Genomic DNA, 19,639 nt, shown 5'->3' with positions numbered 1-19,639 from the left:
GCAGAGTACCGTCATCATACCGGTGCCCTGCGGCTGTTCTGTTATTTGATATTAATCTTAAATACATCTCCGGCCTGACCGCCAAACACAACCATACCGCCTTGCGGCAAGACTCCCGAAGAATCTTTGGTCACCACAGAGAAGTTTACGATCATCCCGTCGGCATCATAGACAGCGAAGCCGCCGCTTGCCGGAGCAGTTACAGTCATCGTTTTGCCGGCTGACTTCTCACCGATCTTGAACCATATCCCTTGACCATTAGCGGGTACCGTACTGATTGATGACCGGCCTCCATATATAGGCTGAACCGCATCTTCGCTGATATAAGCATTGCCATCGATGGTTAAATACTCCGCTTCGTTCTTCGTATAGAAATTCAAGTCAAACGCATCTCTTCCGTTCATGACCGGTATTTCAGCCGCATTGACGGCTTGGTGCTCATCCACAATCCGGGTGCCTGAGGCATACCCCTCATCCACAGCGATATTCTTCATTAGGATCGCAGGGGACAGATAAAATAATGAATTGATCTTCTCATCCAAAGCATAGTAATTTTTCCCGTTTCTCTTTTCCCAGGCCTGCTTCGTCACTGGGGTTAGAGGATTGGACTCCAGCTTCTGATATTCGTAGGTTACCATCACCATCTGGCCGGCTCCGGGGAAATCCAACTCGGCATTAAGCTTTAGGTAGGTTATGCCGTTCTTCTGCAGATCGAAGCTTACGGCGGAACGGCCATCGCTGCTCTTGAATTGCCCGTTGCCTGTATAGATATATTTCTGTGCGGGGATCAGTCCGCCTTCCAGGGCAGGCAGGTCAAGCTCCCCGTCCTTAACCGTTATGGCTGTTGTAGCGCCTACTGTGCCGTATAATCCCGAATAGGATTTCAACTCAGCGGGCATGGCCGCTTTTACCGGGGGTTCGAAGGTTGAGTCCGGCAGGAGCTTGTCAATCTTCCCGGTATCCTTCAAGTACTCCAGCAGGATATTCGAGGCGAAAATCGTATTGAAGATCGAACTCCCGCCGGAGGAGAGTACAGCAATCGAAATATCCGATTCGGGTATTGCAGTCAGCGCAGCATGATACATAATGGTATCCCCGCCTTTGGTTAGAGCAGTGATTCCGTAATCGCTGAACGGGGCCAGACTCACAGCATCCCAGCCCAGACCATAGCTGAAGGTGTTTCGTTCATCCGGTACCCAGATTCCATTCTTATATTCAGGCTTCTGCATAGCCTTGACGGAGGCTTCGGATAAAATATCCGTACGGTTTCCGATCAGCACTTCAGCAAACTCGGTCAGTTCTTCTGCCGTGGAATAGACTCCACCGGCACCAATAACGTTGGCGTTCTCAACGGGCAGAGCCTGCTCCAGCCCCGGGAAATAGGTTTTGGCCAGCTGCTGTCTGTCAAACGTATCGAGCGGCGTTTTGGTGGAGCTTAACTGCAGTGGACTGCTCAGGTACCGGTCCAGGAATTCGGAATAGCTTAAACCGCTCACCTGCTCAATCATGAGCTCGAGCAGCTGGAACCCATCGTTGCAATAGACGGAATATTCTCCGGGATCGGATTTCAGATGTTCGGACTCCAGTCTTGACAGTAATTCATCATGATTCTGTGTGTCGTTGTCATCCAGCAGCATGCTGTTGCCATAGTGGCTGCCGTAAAGACCTGACGAATGATTCATTAACATCCGCGGTGTGATGTCCTTATATCTGGCATCGGCCATCTTAAACTGCGGTAAATACGTAGTGAGGGGTTTGTCGATATCAATGGCCTTGGAATCCGCCAGGATCATCGCCGCGGCAGAGACATGCATTTTACTGACCGAGCCAATCCCAAACATCGTATCTTTCGTTACCGGTGCCTGAGTGGCTTTATCGTACACACCGGCACCCCCGGACAGGGTGATAGAGCCTTTATCCCTGATGGCATACTGTAGTCCGCTTACCCCATAATTGGAGATGATCTCTGAAGCCAGCGCGCGGGCCTTTTCTTCCACGGTTGTCCCCTTCTCCTGTGCCGAGGCCTGGGCCATGGGGATCACTAACACCGAAGCCAATACTGCTGCAATCAACTTCTTCATCCTTATTTCCTCCTCCTGTTGCTGCTCGAAATGTAATCCTGGATTCATCATACAAGCAAGAAGGAGGGAGAAGGTCTGAAGTACCCTGAAACGAAAAAAACAATCCCTAAACAATGGTTTTGTCTAAGGATTGTCCGTGTGAAAGGGGAGGACGGCCATATTGTTAAAGACTTTGTGTCCGGACTCGATGGTCATGTTGCCGCCGTACTTATCGCATATTCTGGCTATATTGGTTAAGCCGATGCCATGATACTCCGGGTCCGGCTTCTGGCTGTGCAGGGGGGCGGTCACTTTGTCCATATGATTAAGGATGTGGATGAACAGCGCAGATTCATTCGAATGAATCTGGATGAGCATGTACCGGTCCTCTGCCACCTTAACCTTCTTAGAGGCTTCTATCGCATTATCCAGCATATTGCCCAGAACTACACACAGGTCATAACGGTCAATATTTACTTCCAGCGAATAGAGCTGAAGCCTGGTATCTATTCTAATTCCGTTGGCCTGTCCAATATTAAGGGTATTCGTGACCAGAGCATCTATAACGAGATGTCCGGTGTTCACCCGCTGATAGGAATCCTCGACTTTATTTAAGGTAACCCTGATATGCTCCAGTGCCGCCGCTGAATCATTTCGTTTAATACACTCTTCAATGTAGAGAAACTGCTGGTGGGTGTCGTGAATAATCCGCTTAATGGATTTGAAGCTGTGCACTGTTTTCTCATAGTTCGCATCCTGATAATTCATCTGGTGCTGCAATTGTGTATTCTCATGCATGAATTGAAATTTATCAATAATCGTATCGAAAATATAGACGACCATCACATTCAGGAACAGGAATCCGATAATCGCCATGAAATAATAGATGTTTTTCTCACTGGTGACAGTAAGTACATTGATCTGATAAATACTGATCAGGGGGACGATCAAGAAGAAAATATAGTAACGGTAAGGCAAAGAGAAGCTTCTGCGTTTGGAAATGAATCTGATCACCTGAATAACAGCAAACATAATCACACAGCTAAGGATTAATGCCTTCGTAAAGGTCAGCCGGTCCTGCCCGTTACCCGAATCCAGGGTAGTGAAATCTATGGAATCTAGACTTGAGAAAATATAAAGCGAGATAAAACTGACCATCGTCATCAAAACCGCATACAGGATAGAAAAAATGATCTTGGTCTTAATCTCCACATCATAGGATTGCGCCAAACCAAAGATCATCAGCAATGCGACACAAGAGGCTATATAGGAATTCATCGGTATGACTAGATACATGAAACAAAGCAATCCGTAAATGATGAAGTAAACGATACGGTTAGTCTTCCTGGCAGACTTGTCAAAGACGGAATTGAAGAAAAAGTTGGTTTGAAAGCACATCACCAGCAGCACACAGAGGACGATCGGCAGGTTATATAGAATCATACGAATTACCCTTCATGATCATAAATTTGGTGTAGTAATCTTTAACCTCTTTGATCTTGGACCGGCCTATAGGAAGCTCCATCCCATTCGACATGAGAACGGAGCCGCTGGCGAACTTCTTCACATGCAGCAGGTTGATAATAATCGAACGGTGGATGTGCAGGAAGTTACTGTCTTTTAGAGCTGCGGCATAATCTGCAATAATGCCCTTGCTCTCATAGATTTGGGCTTTGGTGATCACATGCAGCTTGCTTTTTATCGTTAGGCTTTTGGCAACCTCAATCGCAATAATATCATCATATCTTAATACAACTTCATCATAACCGGATTTAATGACCATGAATTTCTTATCTTGGGCCTGAAAATATTGGCATAGCTTGGTGATCTTCTCTTCCAGGAGGAGAGGCGCTACCGGTTTGATTAAATACTGGAATGTGATGACATCGAAGCTCTCCACCATATATTGAGGGTAGCTGGTAAGGAAAATAATCTGTTCATCAAAGTGCTTCAGCTCGCGGATTCTCCGTGCCGTCTGAATCCCATTCATTCCGCCCATCTCCACGTCAAGAATTAGAATATGGAAGGGCACTTCGCCACGCTCATAATGAGCGGCCAGCTGCTCTCCCGAGTGGAATAACTCCATCTCGAATTCTATATTTGTCTTGATGGATAAGCCTATCAGAGTTCTCTTAACAAGCTCCCGCTGCTTCTCCTCATCATCGCATATCGCTACTCTATACATGAATGCCACCCCTTTCGTTCCGCGCAATATCCTAAAAATGTATTCATAACAGTATATAGCATTATTAATAATGACAAACAACTTCTTGGATCAAATGCAAATTGGAATCCCTGGAATACATTCGGATTGGGGGCTCTGGGGGGAGGGATTGCAGGTTTTGGGTAATAACTATTATCCAGATAGAGGAGGTATACAATGAACAAACAATTAATTACGGCAGCTGCCACTATTATTCTATCCGCCTCAATTTTAGGCGCGTGCAGCAACAATGAAGTTACAAATGAGACAGAGCCATCAGCAACAAGTGCAGCGACTATGCCTGTTGTTGAAGCTACAGCCACTCCAGTACCTTCGGCCACTCCCTCCGCCACGGAGGCACCAGCGTCCGCAGCTCCTGACCCTACTGATCCTCAGACCTCTGAACGGCCAGAGACCCGGGAATTCGGTGAACAGGAGGGTGGGGTTAGCGGGCAAACGGCTACACTGGAGCAAGGTGATGGATACTCCCTTTATATCACTGGGGATTTCAAATTGAATGCACAGACTAACCGTTTATCACTTACCGAGGACCCGGCCTACTATGCGGAAATTGAAAGTTTGGCTTCTGAATACGATCTCACTGCGCTGAAGCAACAAGGTGAAACTGAGCTTTCCGCTACAGGCAGTGCTAAAGATTATAGCGGGGAATTGGTTGAACATCCGCTCGGGTTTGCAGAATTGTATTTGCAGGCTACTGGTGATAAAGGAGTAGTAGATTATATGGTATGGAAGAATCAGGCAGGGGAAGCCTTTCTTTTCCGGATACACAATCCTAAGGGCGCATTGTCCAATAAGTTTTCTCCCTGGGTAATGGTTTCCCTGGCGACACTTGAAAGAAATTAAAAGGTTGCCCGGATAGGCAGGGTGTCTTCCATGAGGAAGAATCCGAAGGGCTTGCAGGCAAAGTCCTAGGTCAGGATGGATGGAATAGAAGGTGCAGATAACTGAGAGAAGTCTCGTAGTCTCCTTGAGGTAAACGCGGTAAGCTCAAACAGCCCACACCTTGACACCAAGATGAGGGCTGTTTGAGCTTACATTAATAACGACCACCAAACGCATTTGGACTAAAAGCATCAATACGGGCAAAATCATCAGACGTAAGATGAATATCAAGTGCCTTGATATTATCCTCCAAATATTTACGGCGTTTCGTACCAGGAATCGGCAATGTGCCTCTTTCTACTGTCCATGCAATTGCTAGTTGAGGTACCGTACAGTTCTTTTCTTTGGCGATTTCCGCTAGTTTATCAACGATTTTAATATTCTTTTGGAAGTTCTCACCTTTGTAACGTGTAAAAAGATTGCGCATATCATCAGCTTGGAAGTTCTCATTCATATGACGTTCCCCCGTAATAAAGCCTCTGCTTAGAGGACTGTAAGCTACAAGGGTGATTCCTAATTCTTTTACGGTAGGTAGAGCTTCTTCTTCAATTTCCCGGCTCCAAATGGAGTATTCCGATTGGACTGCGGAAATAGGGTGTACTTCATGCGCTTTACGAAGTGTAGATGCACTAATAACTGATCCATTTAGGCCATTAGAAAGACCAAGATAACGTACTTTACCTGCTTTAACTAATTCAGCCATAGCACCAACTGTCTCCTCAATTGGAACATTAGGATCTACCGCATGTTGATAATACAGGTCGATATAATCGAGACCAAGACGTCGAAGGCTTTCGTCAATAGCTTTCTTTACATAGTCCGGGTGTCCTCCGATGAATTCCCAATTTGGACCATACGAGAACTTGGTAGCGACAATTGCCTGTTCTCTTCGTCCCTTCAACGCTTTTCCTAATAGCTCCTCATTATGGCCGTTGCCATATGTATCCGCAGTATCAAGCAAGGTTACCCCGAGATCAAGCGCCCGATGAATGGTTTTAATGGACTCCTCATCATCAATGGTGCCATACATGCCGGGGGACATGCCCATCATACCCAATCCAATAGAAGAAACGGCAATATCGCTGTGACCGAGCTTTTGCGTTTTCATATTAGTTACCTCGCTTTTTATATGTTTTAGCTTCGAGTTACATCTTAGCATAAAGAAATTTACAAAGTAAACACTTTTAATCATTTTTGTATAATTTGAAAATAATGTTTGTGGCGAAAGCGGAATTCCGGTTATAATAAAGGTAAGGGGGGCTTTATGTGAATAGCCAGATATCAGATAAAAAAAACGAAACACGAGTTAAGCTTATGAATAAGCTGCTTCCTTATTTACGAAAAAATGGCCTTCAGTCCGTTCGGATGGACGAAATTTCTAGAGTAATGGAGATAAGCCGAGTAACTTTATATAAGTATTTCTCAACCAAGGAAGAAATTGTCGAGTTCATCGTAGATGGTTTTATTGAATACATGAAGGAACTGACCCACAATCCTTTGGATTCGGTTCAAAGTTTCGGCACTCGCTTTTTGCAAATATTTGAACAAACCATATCTCTAGTCGTTTATTTCTCGGATATTATCCTTCAGGACCTCGAAACCAGTTACCCTGATTTATTTGATCGCTTTAATGAAGCTATGAGGGAGCGAGAAGAGAAGATACTGGCTTTCTTTGAGGAAGGTAAACAAAAAGGGGTTTTCAATCAACTTAACGGCAGGCTATTAATAAAGCAGGATGAAATTCTAAGAGGGATGTTCGATGTTAAATATCTGATGACCAATCAATTCACGGTTCAACAAGTTTTATATGATTATTTTCAATTAAAGAGGATTCAGTTGTTTAAGCCCGAAAAGCTGACAGCAATTGATGATGAAGTGTTGATGCCGAAAATAGAACATTTAACTCAAAAAGTGACCAAAAACCTTTTTTAACCTTCACTAAATCCTCTTCTAAAAAAAATTGCTTGTGTGATCCCCGCGGAGTACTCCGCGGGTTTTCTTGTTTAATGGATCACACAGTAAGCTTTGTATTCGTCGTTTTCGCTTTAAAATGTTGCAAAAAGCAACGTTAATTAATTTTGCTCTCGTATAAACAATTAAATGTTGAAATATTGCAACGATATGCTATACTGAATTCGAATACGATGTATCAAGATTTCCAGAGGAGAAGATATGATGGAACAGTATTTCTTTCAAACGGCCCGCAGCATTATAGCGGGCTGCGGCTCCTTGGAGCAGATTGTGGAGCATCTGCAAAGACTGGGATCTCTGAAATCGGTACTGCTTGTATCCCAGCCCTTTCTTCAAAGCAGCGGCACGCTGGATGAAGTTACAAACCGCCTGAAGAGCGGCGGAATCGCCGTGCACTGGAATACCGATGTTCAGCCAGAACCGACCATCGCCCAATTGGAAGCGCTCTCCGGCGCAATGGCCGAAGTTCCCTGCGATGCGATTATAGGTATCGGCGGAGGCAGTGTGCTGGATGTTGTCAAACTTCTGTCTGTCATGAAAACCAACAGCCTCTCTGTCCGTGACATGCTGGGGACGGATCTGATCCCGAATCCGGGCATTCCGACGGTCCTGATTCCCACCACCTCGGGCACAGGCTCGGAAGTGACACCCAACGCTATTGTGACTTTACCGGAGGAGGAGCTGAAGATCGGTGTTGTCAGCCGGTATCTGCTCCCGGCATTAGTCATTCTGGACCCGCTGTTGACGCTTGGTTTACCTCGTGATATTACAGCCGCGACAGGAATGGATGCCTATACTCATGCGCTTGAATCATTTATTTCCAACAAGGCCAACCGGTTCAGCGATATGTTCGCACTTGAATCCATCCGCAGCATTTCTGCCAGTATCCTGCAGGCCTATCACCACGGAGACGACAGAAAAGCGCGGGAGGATATGCTGATCGGTTCCATGTACGGCGGAATGGCATTGACCTGCGCCGGAACGGCAGCTGTACATGCCTTGGCTTATCCGATTGGCGGGAAATTTCATGTGCCTCACGGAGTAGCCAATTCCATGCTTTTGCCGCATGTAATGGAATTTAATTTCGATGCGATTGTGGAACGGCTGGCTCTTGTAGCCGGAGCGATGGGGCTTCAGACCGGAGAGGGAAAACAGCGGGATGCAGAGCAGGTGATCGGGCAAATCCGGCTGTGGACGCAGGAGATGAGCATTCCTCAGGATTTGACACTCTTCGGAGCTGCGCGCGGCGATATTCCCGGGCTTTCACTCGCGGCCTCGCAGGTTACCCGGCTGATGGCTAACAACCCGAAGGTGATGACGCTGGATGACATCGGTGCGGTATACGGCAAGCTGTTTCACTAAGAAATGGTTTGATGCTGCTTAATGAATGGCGGCTGGGTTATAATGGCATTAAAAAAACAAGGATGAATAGCTGCATGAAAATTAAAGCAATTGTCATTGCTCCTTACCCGGGGTTATCTGAATTAACGTTAAGCTTACAGAATGAGCTGCAGGAGTTTGAGATTGTAGTGGAGCATGGAGATCTGTCGAGGGTGCTGCCGCTGATCGGCCGCATTCACTCGGAAGGCTACGATATCATTATCAGCAGAGGCGGGACGGCAAAGCTGCTGCAAAAGCATTCCTATCTGCCCGTTGTGGAAATTCCCGTTTCCGGATTCGACATATTACGGATCCTGACGCTGGTACAGGGATACAATGCCAAATGTGAAATGATCGGATTTCCCAATATCATCGAAGGCTTTATGTCCGTGTCCAGCTTGATGGAGGTTGATATTTCATACACGGTTATCCATCAGGAGCAGGAAGTCAGTGCTGCCCTGGCAGACGCCAAAGCGAGAGGCATCCAGGTTATCATTGGCGACAGCATTACGGTCAAGATCGCGGCCGAAAGCGGTCTGCAGGGCGTATTAATTACCTCCGGCAGGGAGTCATTAATGGAAGCGTTCTCGCGGGCCGGACAGCTCTATAAATCAGCCCGGAAGCTGAAGGTCAAGAATGAAATGTATGAAGCCATGCTCGGTAAGCTGGAGGACGGGTATGCGGCGGTGGATCAAGGCGGCAAGCTGGAGTTTGCCAATCCTTCGTTCAAGCAGCTTCTGCGGCTTCCTGAAACAGCAGATACGCTGAATACCATGTATCCCGGTCTGCGGGAAATGCTCAGGGACGCCGGCCGGGGGGCAGACTTTGACACGGTGACATCCGTTTATGAACCGGAGCAGGGCTTGTACCTGCAGGCGCAAATGCTGCCTGCCGCGGATGAACGCCTGCTGTATATGCTGCATTCATCGGAGGAAGAACCGGAACGCAGCGGTCTTGCGGCCAGTTACCTTCTGACGGCAGCCCCTTTTTTCTCCCACCGGGAAGACGGCGGGCTGGAGACGGACTTTCAGGCTTATCCAGCAGCTGTATATGGCGAAAAAGGCAGCGGGCGCAAGCGGTACGTTATCAACGCCGCCCTCTCCGAATCAAGGGACGGCATTCTGTACCTCAATATCCGCAGATCATCGGAAGAGGTGCTGAAGGCCATGATGGAGCTGATGCTGTACGGCGGCGGGCGCGTTACTGCCATAGAAGGAGCGGAATTGCTCTCTGCCAAGCAGCAGAGAGAGCTGGCTGAGTTCATTATCAAGCGTAAGATGAAGACGGTATTTCTGTTCGACAGGGATCCGGAGGTGCTCGCTGCTGAGGACCGGCTGGCCGGCAAGCTGCTGCGCAGCTTACAGGACCGGAGAATCCCGCTTCCGGCCCTGCAGGATACGCCGTGGCTGGAACGCAGCATCCGCGCCTGCCTGATCTGGACGAATGAACGCCAGGGCAAGCAGATTGCCGGTATCCGGAGCGAGGTCATGGAGGCGCTTCTCGCGCATCCGTGGCAGGGTAATTTTACCGAATTGCGCACGGTGATGGATCTCTTTGTAGCGGCATCAGCGGGACCGTTCATTGAACCAGAGGCGCTGGTGCTGCTGGAGGAAGGAAGCCGGAAGGCACGCAGCGGACTTACCCCGGTGCCCGGCAGGGAAGAACTGAACCTGTATCAGCCGCTGGAGGACATTGAACGGGATATCATCCAGACGGTTCTGGAGCAGGAGAATATGAACCAGTCGCTGGCCGCCAAGCGGCTTGGCATCAACCGCTCAACGCTGTGGCGCAAATTAAAAGAGGATTGACAGGGCGGCTGCTCCCTGGAGCAGCGTTCTGCTGTATATGTGTAATTGCTGTTGTATGGAGGGGGTTAGGAAATGAACATCGCCGTCATCGCGGATGACTTGACCGGGGCGAATGATACAGGGGTGCAAATGGCCCGTCAGGGCCTGTCCACTTCTGTACTCCTGGAGCTTAAGACGGGCGGCGGGAAACAGGAGGCGGTTGTGTTTGATACCGACAGCCGCTCTCTTCCTCCGCAGGAGGCTTATCAGAGAGTCAAGGATGTATGTCTGTTTCTGGGGCGCGGCGGAGAAGCTACCTCTCCTGTCATCTATAAGAAGTTTGATTCTACGCTGCGCGGAAATATCGGCAGTGAGCTGGACGCGGTTTATGAGACGCTGCAGCCTGATTTCATTGTTATTGCCCCGGCTTTCCCGAAGGTGGGACGCACGCTGACAGAAGGAGTTGTGTATGTGAACGGGATGCCGCTGCACGAGACGGAGATGGCCCATGATCCCAAGCATCCGGCCACGGAATCTGCTTTCTCTGCCATTCTTGAGCGGCAAAGCCGTTATCCGGCCGCCCTTATTCCGCTGGAACTGCTGAGAGGCGGGCGGGCTGCGCTGGATAAGCGGATTGCCGGCTGCCTCCAGTCAGGCATTCCTTACCTTGTGTTCGATGCGGAGCAGGAAGAGGATCTGGCCTTGATCGCTTCCTTGTTCCCCGGAGGACCGGGATGTCCGAAAGTGGTATGGGCCGGTTCAGCGGGTTTGGCCGGCGCCTTGACAACGCAGATTCTCTGCAGCATCAGGGAAGCCCCGAAGCAAGCGGGAGCTGGTGCTATACTGGAGAGGCCGGACAAAAGACAGGCAACACACTGGGAAAATACCTTGTATTCAGATCCGAAATGTGTGCTTATTGTGGTGGGCAGCGTCAATCCGTGGTCGCGCCGACAGCTGACCGAGCTGGTCAAAGAAGACGGTGTCTCTGCTCTCGTGGTTGAATCGGATAAGCTGCTCTTCCCGGGAACATGCGCTGTGGAATTGAACCGGGTCCGTGAGCTTGCAACCGGTATCATCTCCCGGGAGGGAAGGCATGTGGCGCTCTATACGCCGGGCGATCCGGAAGAGGTCGACCGTGTCAATGAGCTTGGGCGCACCGGTGGCCTGAGTGCTACGGAAGTGGGCGAGCGCATCAGCGCGGCGCTTGGCCGGGTGGCTGCTGAGATTATCGCCGAGTGCGGTATCCGCCATATGGTACTGACCGGAGGCGATACCGCGAAGCAGGTCTGCCACCATTTAAGCGACGTGGAGATCAAGCTCATTAATGAGGTGGAGAACGGAGTCCCGCTTGGGCGGACGCCGGGTGAATCGGGCAGATATATTATTACGAAAGCGGGGGCTTTCGGAAGCGATCAGGTACTGGTACGCTCCGTGAAGGCTCTGCAGAGAGAGGTGTGACATGATGAAGCCGATTATTGCCATTACTATGGGGGACGCGGCCGGTATTGGTCCTGAGATTATTGTGAAGGCGTTATCGCATCCAGATATTTATGAGGTGTGCCGCCCGCTCGTTGTCGGTGACACCGAAACACTGGAGAGGGCGGCTGCCGTCTCCAGCCGGGATGCAATGAAGATTCGCCCGATAGAAGGAGCCGCTGAGGCGCTTTTCCAGCATGGGATTATTGATTGCATCAGCCTGAAGCTTCTGCCGGATGCCGTTCCTTTCGGGCAATTGTCCGCAGCGGCGGGAAATGCCGCCTTCCATTATATTGCCAAGGCTGTTGAGCTGGCGAAGTCCGGTGAAGTCCAGGCCATTTGTACCGCCCCGCTGAATAAGGAGGCGCTGCATAAGGGAGGGCATCTCTATCCCGGACATACCGAAATTCTGGCCAAGCTGACAGAGACGGAGGATTTCTCGATGATGCTGTCCACCGGCCGCCTCAAGGTTATTCACCTGACGACCCATGTCGGGCTGATCAAGGCTGTGGAGTTGATTACGCCGGAACGGACGTATAAGGTGCTGAAGCTCGCGGATCAGGTGCTGCGGGCAGCAGGGAATAATAACCCGCGGATTGCCCTGTGCGGCATCAATCCCCATGCAGGGGAGAACGGCTTGTTCGGAAACGGAGAGGAAGAAGAGAAGCTGCTTCCGGCCGTAGAGAAAGCACGGATGGAAGGAATGGATGTATATGGTCCTGCTCCGGCGGACACCCTTTTTTACAGGGCCATGCGGGGAGACTTTGATATTGTTGTCGCCTGCTACCACGATCAGGGACATGCGCCCATTAAGGTGCTGGGCATAGAGGACGGCGTTAATATTACCGTTGGTTTGAAGGGCGGGATTATCCGTACCTCTGTTGATCACGGCACAGCGTTTGATATTGCGGGAAAAGGCATTGCGGATGAGAAAAGCATGCTGGAGGCGATCCGTTCGGCTGTTGAACTGGCCCCGAAGCAGACGGTTTAAGCGTCAACATACCGGGAAGGTTTGCGCTTGAAATAGATCTGAATGAATCTGAATGAATAACAGGAAGGGACTGGGAACCATGCTGGAAGTGAAGGGAATTATACCTGCGATGGTCACTCCGCTGGATCAGCGGGAGGAGATTGACGAGAAGGCACTGCGGAAGATGGTGAACCGTTACATTGATGCCGGAGTGCACGGGCTGTTTTGCCTGGGGACCAACGGCGAATTCTTTAATCTTTCTTTTGAAGAAAAGCTGGAGGTAGCGCAAATCGTCATTGATGAGGCCCGCGGCCGTGTGCCCGTATATGCAGGTGCAGGCTGTTCCGGAACAGGCGAGACCAGCCGTCTGGCGCAAAGACTGGAGCAGGCGGGAGCGGACGCACTTTCCGTGATTACCCCTTATTTTCTTACCTATACGCAGGCTGAGCTGCAATACCATTTTGAAGCCGTAGCAGGGGATACATCGCTGCCCCTTGTGTTGTATACGATTCCGGTCCGTACAGGCAATACCCTCAGTGTGCAGACTGTGGCCAGGCTTGCGGAATTGCCGAATGTGGTTGGCATCAAGGACAGCAGCGGCAGCTTCGATAACATTTTGCAGCTGATCGACCGCACACCTGAATCCTTCTCCGTGCTTGCCGGAACGGATTCGCTGATTTTGTCCACGCTGATGGCGGGCGGCACCGGGGCTATTGCAGCAACGGCCAATATTTTCCCGGCGACAGTGGTGGCCATTTATGAGCATTGGCGCCGCGGTGAATATGAGCAGGCAGAGCAGGCGCAGCGTGTCCTCCGCGGTTTGCGGGCAGCCTTTGCGCTGGGTACCCTGCCTTCCGTGCTGAAAGCTGTGCTGGATGAAATCGGCTTGCCGGCAGGTCCGGCCCGGCGGCCGGTAGCTCCGCTCACCCCCCAGGCCTTGGAGGAGGTGCGCCGTATGGTGGCCGATTATACAGCGAGAGGGTTATTGTAATTTTTCGGCCTATTGTATTGCAAATTGCAACTCCTACTAAAAATCAGTAGCACAAAAAAGGTTTTGTGCGCAATTTTCCATGAGGTATAGCTATTTTTGCATTAATTTTATACTTGGGTCATGAGATACTACTTCTGAAGACACTCTTAGTATTTCAAATTACACTTCGAGGGGGAACTAATAATGAGAAAAAAGAAAGCGTTTTATTTAGTCTTTGCTGCTCTGCTTGCTTCAGGGTCTGTGCTGGCCGGCTGCTCACAAAATACAAAAACGAATACCGCTAACAACGGCAACAGCGGGGCGGAAGGAAGCAGCAGCTTTTCTTATTTGATGCATGATAAATTTATCAACTGGCTGAAGGAAGACAAGTGGTATCCGCATGTGGAAACGGCAACAGGCACGACCGTTGAATTTGTTCCCGGCGGCTCTAACGATGATGAGTATTACGCTTCCGTGGACCAGAAAATTATTAGCCGTACCTTCCCTGATTCAGGTATTGTTTCCGTTTCACAGGCTACCGTATACGGTGCCCAAGGCGCGTTTGTCGACCTGGCTCCTTATATTGAAGAGTTCGGGCCTAATATCAAGAGCTATATCGAGAAGAACCCCAGTTACAAAACGTTGATTACCGATAAGGACGGACAAATATTCGGACTGGTTGCCGAAGCTCCGCGTTTTGCAGACTTCATCTTCTACCGCGCCGATCATTTCGAGAAGGCCGGCATTACCGAGGCTCCGCAGACGATTGACCAGCTGACCGATGCGATGCGCAAATTGAAAGCGTATTACGGCAAGGAGGATAAGAATTACTATCCGATGGTCGGCCGTGAAGGCTATATCCGCTTCCAGAGCGCGTTCAATGCAGCCGCGAATTACGATGACGGCATATCCAGAGGGGTGTACGGCAACGGCAAAACAGGCACTGACCTGTATTCCGACGGATACAAGAAAATGGTGGAGTGGTATAAAACCCTTTACAGCGAAGGCTTGATCGACCCTGAATGGGTGGCAGGCTCCGGCACGGAGGAAAGCTGGGAATCCAAAATGCTGACAGGACAAGGCTCCATCAGCTATGACTACCTGACCCGTCCATCCTGGTTCATGGATAATGGAGGACCGGACAACGATCCGGACTACAAGATTGCCATCCTGCCTTATCTGAAGGACCTGAACGGAAATCCTTCCGTGCAGACAACGGAAACCCAATACAACACCCTAAGAGCGATGGTTATTAACGCAGACAGTAAAGACAAAGCAGAGACGATTATCAAATTCCTGGACTATCTCTATTCCGATGAAGGCCAGACGCTGGTTTCATGGGGCGTTGAAGGGGAAAGCTATAAAGATGAGGGCGGAAATAAGCAGTATACGGTGGACTTCACGGAGCAGGAAGCAACGCCCGCAGGAGAACCGCGCTGGTCTTTCCTTAACGACCGTCTCACCTTCGTCAAGCCGATTGACAACGACGCATTCTACTCCTGGAATACCGAGCTTGTACGCAATGCTGCACTGGAGCTGTTCACAGACGAAAGTCTGAAAACCGGTGTACAGGTGACATACTCGGCTGATCAGGCTAAACAATTGGCTGATCTTTCCGCCAAGGTCAATGAGGCGGTTACCGCAGGGGTGACGGAATTCGTCAACGGCAAACGCCCAATGAGCGAATGGGATGCCTTCCTCGGTGAAATGGAAACAGCAGGGTATAAGAAGATTGTAGCCCTACAGCAAGAAGCGTACGACGCCATGTACAAGTAAACAACAGCACCGGCCGCGCCTTCCCCCCCCGGAAGGCGCGGCACCTAAATACAGGGTACAAATTCAGATCAAATGGGTGGTGGAGAAAGTGATAACAAGTGACAGAATGACGCCTCTTCCCCGAAAAACGGGGATGCGCCGTTTTCTCGCCTATATGAATACGAACAAGCTCCTGCTGCTCATGCTTTTGCCCGGTTTGATCAGCCTGGTATTGTTCAAACTGGCTCCGCTGGGCGGGATGATTATCGCTTTTCAGGATTTCAGCGCTTTTCGAGGGGTGCTGGGCAGTCCGTTTGTCGGTCTGGAGCATTTTCAGCGAATCTTTGAAGACCCGTATATATGGACCCTAGTCAAAAATACGCTCATTCTCGCTTTCTATTCCCTGCTATTCACGTTTCCCATTCCGATTCTGTTCGCCTTGCTGCTGAACGAGGTGCGGGTCCGCTGGATTAAAGGAAGCGTGCAATCCCTGAGCTTCTTGCCTTATTTCATCTCTTCGGCCGTTATGGTCAGCATTCTGTACACGCTGCTCTCGCCTTCGACCGGCCTGGTTAACGATATTCTGGCCCGTTTTGGCCTGGACACCATCTACTTTATGGCTGAACCGGGATGGTTCCGCAGCAATTATGTACTGCTCCAGGTATGGCAGACCTTCGGCTATTCGGCAATCGTGTATATTGCAGCAATGGCAGCTATTGATCCATCCGTCTATGAATCCGCTTCACTGGATGGTGCCAGCCGCTTTCAGCAAATGTTTCACATCACGCTACCTTCCTTGAAGCCAACGCTTGCCATTATGCTGATTATCAGCGTCGGCAACATTTTCACGGTCGATCTGGACCGGATTTTGCTTATGTACAATCAAAGCGTCTATGAGACGGCTGATGTTATTCAGACTTATGTATACCGCCTGGCCTTTGCCAGCACAGGATTCCCGGAATACAGCTACGGCACGGCAGTCAATCTGCTGAAATCGCTTGTTGCTTACGTTCTGGTTGTCGGAACCAACAAGCTGTCCACTAAATATTCCGATACACGGCTATTCTGAGAAAGGAGAAGGATGATGAGAACAAAGATCAGTCTGTTCGACATCTGCAATAATATTTTTCTGCTATTGATCGCTCTTGTCTGCACGTATCCTTTCCTGTATATATTCTTTCTCTCTATCAGTGACGGAAGAAGCATCGCCTCAGGAGACGTCGTGTTCTTTCCGAAGAACCCTAACTTTGAAGCTTATCAATATATTTTGACGAATTCCAGTCTTGGCATTTTCCGCGGGCTGCTGAATTCGGGCATCTATACGGCGATTGGTACAGTTGTTGCGCTTATGCTGACGTATATGACGGCCTATGTGTTGTCCCGCAAGCAAATTAAGGGCCGCTTTCTGATCATGAGCCTGTTCGTGTTCACCTGGGTATTTGAAGCGGGAATTATTCCGGCCTACATTGTCTTGAATAAGCTTGGTTTTGTGGACAATTGGCTGGTAATGATTATTCCCAATGCGATCAATGTACAATTTCTGATTATTACCAAGACCTTCCTGGATGGTCTGCCAACAGAGCTTGAGGAAGCAGCCAAAATAGACGGCGCCAACGATTTTCAGGTTATGAGCCGTGTCTTTCTTCCCATTTCCAAACCGATTCTGGCCACAATCGGCGTCTTCTATGCCGTATTTATCTGGAACCAGTATCTGATGCCGCTTATTTACCTGCAAAATCCGAACCTGCAGACGATTCAGGTTATGCTGAAAAGACTTGTCATCAGCTCGGGCGATTCCAATACGGCCTTCCGCACGATTATCCAGGACGGCATTATGCTGAACCCCGGCAACCTGAAGGCAGCGGCCATCTTCGTAGCGATGGTGCCGATTGTGCTGATCTATCCGTTTGTGCAGAAGTACTTCAAGAAAGGGATTCTGCTTGGCTCCGTGAAATAAGCCACTAATAGAGAAGGATATATTATCGAGTGAAACCTATGAATTATTATATTTTATCTAAAGGAGTGCATTATGTTAAATAATCCAATGATTGAATTAAATGACCTTACTGAAGACGGAAAGCTGTATTTCAACCGCCGCCTCGGCTTGGCGGAATCCCTATTGCCCTGTGATTTCGAAACAAGCCATGCCTGTGACCTGCAGGAGCTGCCCGGCGGCGATCTGCTCTGCGTCTGGTTTGCCGGCTCGGATGAAGGCAACCCGGATGTCAGCATCGTGATGTCCCGTCTGAACGCCGGGGCGGATGCCTGGACACCCGCTGTGAGAATTTCTGACGATAACGGCTTCAGCGAGCAGAATCCGTCCCTGTTTCTTCATCCAAACGGTGAGCTGTGGGTGATGTACACGGCCCAGCGGGCCCGTACCGCCGATGAGCCGCCGGAGTTCAATCTGCAGTACACCTCCAAGATTTACCGCAAGGTTTCCAGGGACAACGGGTATACCTGGGGGGAGGCGGAGGTTATGTTCCCGCGTGAAGGCTCATTCTGCCGCCAGAAAATTCAGATTCTCTCCAGCGGAAGATGGATCTTCGAGAACTGGATCTGCTTCAATGATGATACCCGCAACGGCAGCGATATTACGGTCATGAACATCTCCGACGATGAAGGCGCGACCTGGCGCAGCGTCGAGGTTCCCGGCAGCCGCGGCCGTGTGCACTGCAACGTGATCGAGATGGCGCCAGGGAAGCTGATCGGGCTCTTCCGCAGCCGCGCGGCAGACTATATTTACTTTGCCAAATCGGATGACAACGGGGAGACCTGGACGGAACCGGTACGCACCGAGCTGCCGAACAACAACTCCAGCATCTCCGCCATCAAGCTTGCGAGCGGCAAGCTCGCCATCATTTACAATGATCTGCGCTTCAATGACAAGCCGGATATTACCGTCTGGCCGTTTGAACGCTGTCCTGTTACTGTAGCCATTTCAGAGGATGAGGGCAGAACGTGGCCGTACCGCCGTCATGTGGAGACAGGTGAGGGCTTCAGCGGCCACAAAAATTTAATCCGCAACCGCCGCTACGAATATCCATGCATCATGCAGGCGGAGGATGGAAGTCTGCATGCAGCATATTCCTTCGGCAACCGCCGCACGATGAAATTTATCTCCTTCACGGAGCAGTGGGTTACCGGTGCCGAGTAACCGGAATGCTGCCGGGCTGAGCCCCTTTACGGGGCTCTTTTAAATATGAAAGGACGGCAGTGCTGTTTCCAGTTGGGCCGGTTGACAAAGAAAAAGCGGTGCGGTACAGTGAGAGACCTAAATTACGGCAACTTCATTGAGGTGAAGCAGAAATGGAAGAGCATATTGTACAGCATTTTTACACACCGGCCAAAACGCAAATGGAGCAGTCTGCCTATATAACCTGGGCCGGCCACCGGAAATGCGGCAAAGACCATGTCGTAGGCCCGCGCGTCCTGGAGACTTATAAAATGGTGTTTGTCCTCAGCGGCAAGGGCTATTTAACCCAAGGCGATCATGTCAACAAAATGCAGAACCAGGGAGACATGTTTATCCTGATTCCCAGAGAAAAGCATTTCTACTATGCTGACCCCGAGGACCCGTGGGAGATTATGTGGGTCTCCTTTGGCGGCCAGCATATTCCCTATTATCTGAATCTGATGGGGCTCGATATTAATCACTGCTGTATGGAAGGAATTGCAACACATACCATTATTAACAAAATGCTGCTGCTGATCCAGGAGCTTCCGGAAGCGGGGAACGGACAGCTGTTGTGCATTAGCTATCTGCTGCATATTTTCCACCTGGTTGAGCAGGGGGCGAAGCATTACGGCGAGGCCGGCCTGCGGACCGGCTCTGAAAGCGTGGTACAGCAGGCCGTTCTGTTCATCGAGCAGAACTACTACATGCATATTGATGTGGATATGCTGTGCAAGCACGTCAACTATAGCCGTTCCTACCTCTCCCGTTACTTTAAGCGGATCACCGGGATGTCGATCCCGGAATATATCAGCAAAATCCGCATCCAGAATGCCAAAATGCTGCTGCAGAAGACCGACCTTAACATTCAGGAAATTTCGGCTTCCGTTGGGATCACGGATTCACTCTACTTCTCCAAGATGTTTAAGAATGTAACGGGAGTCTCTCCCATGTCCTATAAGAAACACAACCAGGGGTTGTTGAACTAA

General features: G+C 49.9%; 16 protein-coding genes. 12 read left to right on the top strand and 4 right to left on the bottom strand.

What is annotated here, in order from left to right; translation table 11 throughout:
- Positions 1 to 41: 41 nt before the first annotated feature.
- From P40081_RS25690 to P40081_RS25680, 3 genes are all read right to left on the bottom strand, one after another.
- A complete protein-coding gene (locus tag P40081_RS25690) occupies positions 42 to 2,081 on the bottom strand; it encodes a serine hydrolase domain-containing protein (RefSeq protein WP_042139049.1) in 2,040 nt (679 codons plus the stop codon).
- Positions 2,082 to 2,204: 123 nt separating this feature from the next.
- Positions 2,205 to 3,503, bottom strand: coding sequence for an ATP-binding protein (locus P40081_RS25685; protein ID WP_042139048.1), 1,299 nt, complete (start codon positions 3,501 to 3,503; stop codon positions 2,205 to 2,207).
- Positions 3,490 to 4,245 (bottom strand): LytR/AlgR family response regulator transcription factor, encoded by a 756-nt coding sequence (locus P40081_RS25680; protein WP_042139047.1) that lies wholly within the window; start codon positions 4,243 to 4,245, stop codon positions 3,490 to 3,492. Before P40081_RS25680 ends, P40081_RS25685 begins: the two co-directional genes overlap by 14 nt.
- A 195-nt stretch (positions 4,246 to 4,440) precedes the next feature.
- Between P40081_RS25680 and P40081_RS25675 the strand changes: the two genes are divergently transcribed.
- Positions 4,441 to 5,127, top strand: coding sequence for a DUF8580 domain-containing lipoprotein (locus tag P40081_RS25675; protein ID WP_042139046.1), 687 nt, complete (start codon positions 4,441 to 4,443; stop codon positions 5,125 to 5,127).
- A 193-nt stretch (positions 5,128 to 5,320) separates the two neighbouring features.
- Here P40081_RS25675 and P40081_RS25670 read toward each other — a convergent pair whose 3' ends face one another.
- Positions 5,321 to 6,274, bottom strand: a complete 954-nt coding sequence (locus P40081_RS25670; RefSeq protein ID WP_042139045.1) for an aldo/keto reductase — start codon at positions 6,272 to 6,274, stop codon at positions 5,321 to 5,323.
- A 158-nt stretch (positions 6,275 to 6,432) separates the two neighbouring features.
- Here P40081_RS25670 and P40081_RS25665 point away from each other — a divergent pair, with 158 nt between their 5' ends.
- From P40081_RS25665 to P40081_RS25615, 11 genes are all read left to right on the top strand, one after another.
- Positions 6,433 to 7,098 (top strand): TetR/AcrR family transcriptional regulator, encoded by a 666-nt coding sequence (locus P40081_RS25665; protein WP_042139044.1) that lies wholly within the window; start codon positions 6,433 to 6,435, stop codon positions 7,096 to 7,098.
- A 240-nt stretch (positions 7,099 to 7,338) separates the two neighbouring features.
- Positions 7,339 to 8,499 (top strand): iron-containing alcohol dehydrogenase, encoded by a 1,161-nt coding sequence (locus tag P40081_RS25660; protein WP_042139043.1) that lies wholly within the window; start codon positions 7,339 to 7,341, stop codon positions 8,497 to 8,499.
- Positions 8,500 to 8,573: 74 nt separating this feature from the next.
- Positions 8,574 to 10,325 (top strand): PrpR N-terminal domain-containing protein, encoded by a 1,752-nt coding sequence (locus tag P40081_RS25655; RefSeq protein WP_197074270.1) that lies wholly within the window; start codon positions 8,574 to 8,576, stop codon positions 10,323 to 10,325.
- 72 nt (positions 10,326 to 10,397) lie between these two features.
- Entirely contained in the window at positions 10,398 to 11,762 is a 1,365-nt protein-coding gene (locus P40081_RS25650; RefSeq protein ID WP_042139041.1) for a four-carbon acid sugar kinase family protein, read from the top strand.
- 4 nt (positions 11,763 to 11,766) lie between these two features.
- Positions 11,767 to 12,771: a 4-hydroxythreonine-4-phosphate dehydrogenase PdxA gene (pdxA, locus tag P40081_RS25645; RefSeq protein WP_042141465.1), complete on the top strand. Its 1,005-nt coding sequence runs from the start codon at positions 11,767 to 11,769 to the stop codon at positions 12,769 to 12,771.
- Positions 12,772 to 12,823: 52 nt separating this feature from the next.
- Positions 12,824 to 13,741 (top strand): 4-hydroxy-tetrahydrodipicolinate synthase, encoded by a 918-nt coding sequence (dapA, locus tag P40081_RS25640; RefSeq protein WP_231575195.1) that lies wholly within the window; start codon positions 12,824 to 12,826, stop codon positions 13,739 to 13,741.
- A gap of 183 nt (positions 13,742 to 13,924) precedes the next feature.
- Positions 13,925 to 15,496, top strand: a complete 1,572-nt coding sequence (locus P40081_RS25635) for a type 2 periplasmic-binding domain-containing protein (protein ID WP_042139039.1) — start codon at positions 13,925 to 13,927, stop codon at positions 15,494 to 15,496.
- An 88-nt stretch (positions 15,497 to 15,584) separates the two neighbouring features.
- Positions 15,585 to 16,544 (top strand): ABC transporter permease, encoded by a 960-nt coding sequence (locus tag P40081_RS25630; RefSeq protein WP_197074269.1) that lies wholly within the window; start codon positions 15,585 to 15,587, stop codon positions 16,542 to 16,544.
- A gap of 12 nt (positions 16,545 to 16,556) precedes the next feature.
- Positions 16,557 to 17,432 carry a carbohydrate ABC transporter permease gene (locus P40081_RS25625; protein ID WP_052421997.1) on the top strand — a complete coding sequence of 292 codons (876 nt, stop codon included), beginning with the start codon at positions 16,557 to 16,559 and terminating at the stop codon, positions 17,430 to 17,432.
- A gap of 72 nt (positions 17,433 to 17,504) precedes the next feature.
- On the top strand, positions 17,505 to 18,632 hold the full coding sequence (locus P40081_RS25620) for a sialidase family protein (protein WP_197074268.1): 1,128 nt from the start codon (positions 17,505 to 17,507) through the stop codon (positions 18,630 to 18,632).
- Positions 18,633 to 18,784: 152 nt separating this feature from the next.
- Positions 18,785 to 19,639, top strand: coding sequence for an AraC family transcriptional regulator (locus tag P40081_RS25615; protein ID WP_042139038.1), 855 nt, complete (start codon positions 18,785 to 18,787; stop codon positions 19,637 to 19,639).

Origin of the sequence: Paenibacillus sp. FSL P4-0081, assembly GCF_000758565.1 — a bacterium.
In the GTDB taxonomy this organism is placed as follows: domain Bacteria; phylum Bacillota; class Bacilli; order Paenibacillales; family Paenibacillaceae; genus Paenibacillus_AQ; species Paenibacillus_AQ phytohabitans.
The sequence above is the reverse complement of the archived record's forward strand: the minus strand, read 5'-3'. Positions and strand labels throughout refer to the sequence as shown.